General features: G+C 70.8%; 2 protein-coding genes. One reads left to right on the top strand and one right to left on the bottom strand.

The window, feature by feature from the left end; genetic code table 11:
* Positions 1-127: 127 nt before the first annotated feature.
* Positions 128-2,863: a pyruvate, phosphate dikinase gene (gene ppdK, locus ABZU25_RS34300; protein WP_355033516.1), complete on the bottom strand. Its 2,736-nt coding sequence runs from the start codon at positions 2,861-2,863 to the stop codon at positions 128-130.
* 314 nt (positions 2,864-3,177) lie between these two features.
* Here ppdK and ABZU25_RS34295 point away from each other — a divergent pair, with 314 nt between their 5' ends.
* Positions 3,178-4,908: a beta-N-acetylhexosaminidase gene (locus ABZU25_RS34295; RefSeq protein ID WP_355033515.1), complete on the top strand. Its 1,731-nt coding sequence runs from the start codon at positions 3,178-3,180 to the stop codon at positions 4,906-4,908.
* Positions 4,909-5,154: the final 246 nt, after the last annotated feature.

The following is a 5,154-nucleotide window of genomic DNA, read 5'->3' as shown; positions in this document are numbered from 1 at the left end:
GATCCGTCAGCTCGTCGGGGCGTACGGGCCGGTGGGCGGCGATCGGCTGCGCGCCGCCCGACTCACCGAGCGGGAGGCCGAGGTGCTGCGGTTGACGGACCGGTCCCCGGTCCGCCGCCGGCCCGCGTCAACGGCTGTCCGAGCCGTCGGTCTCCACGACCGCCCGACCGGCCTCCAGCCGGGCCACCGGCACCCGGAACGGCGAGCAGGACACGTAGTCCAGGCCGACCTCGTGGAAGAAGTGCACCGAGTCCGGGTCGCCGCCGTGCTCGCCGCAGACCCCGAGCTTCAACCCGGGGCGGGCGGCCCGCCCCTCCTCGGCGGCGATCCGCACCAGCCGGCCGACCCCGTCGCGGTCGATCGACTCGAACGGCGAGATGCCGAAGATGCCCAGCTCCAGGTAGCGCCAGAAGAACGCGCCCTCGACGTCGTCGCGGGAGAAGCCCCAGCCCATCTGGGTCAGGTCGTTGGTGCCGAAGGAGAAGAACTGCGCCGCCTCGGCGATCTGCCCGGCGGTCAGCGCCGCCCGGGGCACCTCGATCATCGTGCCGATCAGCACCTCGACCCCGCTGTCCCCGACCACCTCGGCGATGATCTTCTCGGCCTCGGCGCGGACCGTCTCCAGCTCCTGCACGGCCCCGACCAGCGGCACCATGATCTCCGGTTTCGCCACACCTCCGCCACGGGCACAGCTGACGGCCGCCTCGGCGATGGCCCGAACCTGCATCGCGAACAGGCCGGGGATGACCAGGCCGAGGCGGACGCCCCGCAGCCCGAGCATCGGGTTCTCCTCGTGCATCCGCCGGACGGCGGCGAGCAACGCCTCCTCCTTTGCCACGTCCTCGCCGCGCTCCTGGGCGACCGCGACGTTGACGGCGAGCTGCTCCAACGGTGGCAGGAACTCGTGCAGCGGCGGATCGATCAGCCGGACGGTGACCGGCAGCCCGTCCATCTCGCGGAAGATCTCCACGAAGTCGGCCCGCTGCAACGGCAGCAGCGCTTCCAGCGCCGCCTCCCGCTCGTCCGCGGCTCGGGACAGGATCAGCCGCTCGACCAGCTCCCGCCGGTCGCCGAGGAACATGTGCTCGGTGCGGCACAGCCCGATGCCCTCCGCGCCGAAGCGCCGGGCGCGGGCGGCATCCGCGCCGGTGTCGGCGTTCGTGCGGACCGCCAGCCGCCGCTTGCCGTCGGCGTGCGTCATGATCCGGTGTACGGCCCGGACCAGCGCGTTGTCGATGTGCTCGGGGTCGAGGCTGCCCTCGAAGTACTGCACCACCTCCGACGGCCGGACCGGCACCTCGCCGAGGTAGACCTTGCCGGTGGTGCCGTCGATGGAGACCACGTCGCCCTCGTCGACGGTCTGCCCCGCCACTGTGAGCCGCTTCGCGGGCACGTTCACCTCGATGTCGTCCGCGCCGGAGACGCAGGTCTTGCCCATGCCCCGGGCCACCACGGCGGCGTGGCTGGTCTTGCCGCCGCGCGAGGTGAGGATGCCCTTCGCGGCGATCATGCCGTTCAGGTCGTCCGGGTTGGTCTCCCGGCGGACCAGGATCACCGACTTCCCCTCGGCGGCCAGCTCGACGGCCCGCGCGGAGGTGAAGACCACTGTGCCGGACGCCGCGCCGGGCGAGGCGCCGATGCCCGTGGCGACCGGCTGGAACTCGTGGTCGAGTTGGAAGCGGGGGAACATCAGCTGGGCCAGTTGCGCGCCGTTGACCCGGTGCAGCGCCTCGTCCAGGTCGATCAGGCCCTCGTCGACGAGTTGCCCGGCGATGACGAACGCGGCGGCGGCGGTGCGCTTGCCGACCCGGGTCTGCAACATCCACAGCTTGCCGCGTTCGATTGTGAACTCGATGTCGCACAGGTCCCGGTAGTGCGCCTCCAACCGGGCCATGATGCTGAGCAGCTCGTCGTAGGAGGTCCGGTCGAGCTGCGCCAACTCCTGTAGGGGCACTGTGTTGCGGATGCCGGCCACCACGTCCTCGCCCTGGGCGTTGGCCAGGTAGTCGCCGTAGATGCCCTGCGCGCCACTGGCCGGGTCCCGGGTGAACGCGACACCGGTGCCGGAATCCGGGCCCAGGTTGCCGAAGACCATTGTCACCACGTTGACCGCGGTGCCGAGGTCGGCCGGGATGCGCTCCTGGCGGCGGTAGAGCACCGCGCGCTCGGCGTTCCACGACTCGAAGACCGCCCGGATGGCGAGGTCGAGCTGTTCGCGCGGCTGCTGCGGGAACTCCCGACCGGTGTGCTTCAAAAAGATCTTCTTGTACGCGTCGACAAGCCCGCGCAGGTCGTCCGCGTCCAGGTCGAGGTCGTTGTGCGTACCCTTGGCGCTCTTGGCCTGGTCGAGCGCGTGCTCGAACTCCTCGCCCGGCACGTCGCAGACGGTCTTGCCGAACATCTGGATGAGGCGGCGGTAGGAGTCCCAGGCGAACCTGTCCGCGCCGCCGGAGGCGGCCTGGCCGCCCGAGCCTCCCGCCTGCGCGGAGAGCCCGACCACGCTCTGGTCGTTGAGGCCGACGTTGAGGACGGTCTCCATCATGCCGGGCATGGAGAACTTGGCGCCGGAGCGGACGGAGACCAGCAGCGGGTCCTGCGGGTCGCCGAGGCGTTTGCCCATCGCGCGCTCAAGCGATTCCAGGTGCGTCTCGATCTGACCGGCGAGCCCGTCCGGCTCCCGTCCCGTCGCGAGGTACGCCTGGCAGGCCTCGGTGGTGATGGTGAAGCCGGGGGGAACGGGCAGGCCGAGGTTGGTCATCTCGGCGAGGTTCGCCCCCTTGCCGCCGAGCAGGTCCTTGAGGTCCTTGTTGCCTTCGGAGAAGTCGTAGACGTACTTGTGGTCGACGGTTTTTTGCGCTGCCACCAAAGCCTCCACACACGCGCCGGATGGACACTTAACGAAGGTTCAGTTTTTTCTACCCCGAGACGGACCACCGGTAATCCCGGGGTCGACGCCGATCGGTGGGCGAAGGTTAAGCGAACATCGGGTGACCTGGGACCGTTCGGTGACAATTGGCACAGCCATCACGACTATCCGTGTTCGTACCGGTTTTTGGGAACGCTTCCATGCGCACCATCACGCATCCAGGCCGGCTCTCGTATTGTTGACGGGACTGGTTCTGCCGAAGCTCACTTTTGCCATATCCGACGCGAACAACCCCCTCCGGAGCCGTCGTCGTGTCATCCCCTCCGCTCTCCTCCCCCGCCCCCGAGCCGACCTCTACCGCCGCCGACCCGGCCGCGCTGCCCGCGCACCAGCCGGCGGCCGGCGACCTGGCCGTGCTCGCCGCGCGGGCGGCCGGCGACGATCTGCTCGCCCCGCCGGTACGCCTCGACAACGTCGTGCCGGCACCGGAACGGGTCGAAGCGGACCCCAGCGCGTCCTTCGTGCTCACCGGGGACACGGCCATCCGGGTCACCGCCCACCCGGGCGCCCGCGAGGTGGCCGACCACCTCGCCGAGCTGCTCCGACCGGCAACCGGCCTCCCCCTGCCCGTCGCCGACACACCCGCCGTCGAGCCGACCGGCACGCTGACGCTCACCCTGGCCGCCACGCCCGCCAGCCCGACCTCCACACCCCCCGCCACCCAGCACCGGAGCACCGACCTCGGGGCGGAGGGCTACCGGCTCGACGTGACCAGCGCGGAGGTACGCGTTGTCGCCGAGACCACGACGGGCCTCTTCTACGGCGTACAGACGCTCCGGCAGTTGCTCCCCGCCGCCGTGGAGAGCCAGACGCCGGTGGTCGCACGCTGGGCGCTGCCGGGCGGCACGATCCTGGACCGTCCCCGCTTCCCGTACCGGGGCGCGATGCTCGACGTGGCGCGACACTTCTTCGCCGTCGAGGACGTCCTGCGGGTGATCGACCACCTGGCCCGCTACAAGCTCAACCACCTGCACCTGCACCTCACCGACGACCAGGGTTGGCGCATCGCCGTCGAGTCGTGGCCGAGGTTGACCTCCGTGGGCGGGGCAACCGAGGTCGGCGGCGGCCCCGGCGGGCACTACACGAAGGCGGACTACCAGCAGATCGTCTCCCACGCCGCCGCCCGGCACGTCACGCTGGTCCCGGAGATCGACCTGCCCGGGCACACCAACGCGGCGCTGGTCGCGTACCCGGAGCTGGCGCCGAACAAGCTCGCACCGCCGCCGTACACCGGCACCGAGGTCGGCTTCAGCTACGTAGACCCGGCCGACGAGCAGACGTACGACTTCATCGCCGACGTGCTCGGCGAGGTCGCCGCCCTCACCCCGGGGCCGTGGCTGCACATCGGCGGCGACGAGGCGTTCAACGTCAAGGGTGCGGTCTACACCGGTTTCGTCGAGAGGGCGCAGCGGATCGTCGCCGGCACCGGCAAGACAGTGGTGGGCTGGCACCAGCTCGCCCCGGCGGCGCACGTCGACGGGCGGGTCCTGCAATGGTGGGGTACGGACGCCGAGGACCCCGCCACGGCCGACGCCGTCCAGCGGGGCGCCCGGCTGATCCTCTCCCCCGGCAACCACGCCTACCTGGACATGAAGTACGCCGAGGACACCCCGATCGGGCACGACTGGGCCGGTCTGATCGACGTCCGCCGGGCGTATGACTGGGACCCGGGCACCCACGTCGCGGGCGTGCCCAGCACTGCCGTCCTCGGCGTGGAGGCCCCGCTGTGGACCGAATCGGTCACCTCGCTCACCGACATCGAGTTCATGCTGCTCCCTCGACTGCCCGCCATCGCCGAGCTGGGCTGGTCGCCCCGGGCCGCACACGACTGGGCCGGATTCCGCGAGCGCCTGGCCGGGCACGGCCCGCGCTGGTCCACCGCTGGGATCACCTTCCACCGCGCTGACGAGATCCCCTGGCCGGCGACCCCCACGATCCCCCGGCAACACACCGCACCCCACAACGACACGACATCCCACTGAGCGCCCGGCAGACCCGTCAGCGGCGTTCCGGTCTAGCGGCCCGCCGCTGACGGCCTGCTCGATCCCATGCACGCGTTCGGTGATGGTGTGCGGTATCGCCGTCCAGGTCCCAGTCCACGCAACATCAGGGATAGTGCTGCCTCGCGGCGACCTGAGGCAGCACTATCCCTGATGTTGCTCAGATCTTGGATTGGGTGTGGATGGGGTTGCCGGGCGTGGTGTCGAGTTCACGCCTGCGGGTGTGGG

The sequence above is a fragment of the Micromonospora sp. NPDC005215 genome, assembly GCF_040607915.1.
Lineage (GTDB): Bacteria > Actinomycetota > Actinomycetes > Mycobacteriales > Micromonosporaceae > Micromonospora.
This window is presented reverse-complemented; position numbering and strand designations above follow the sequence as displayed.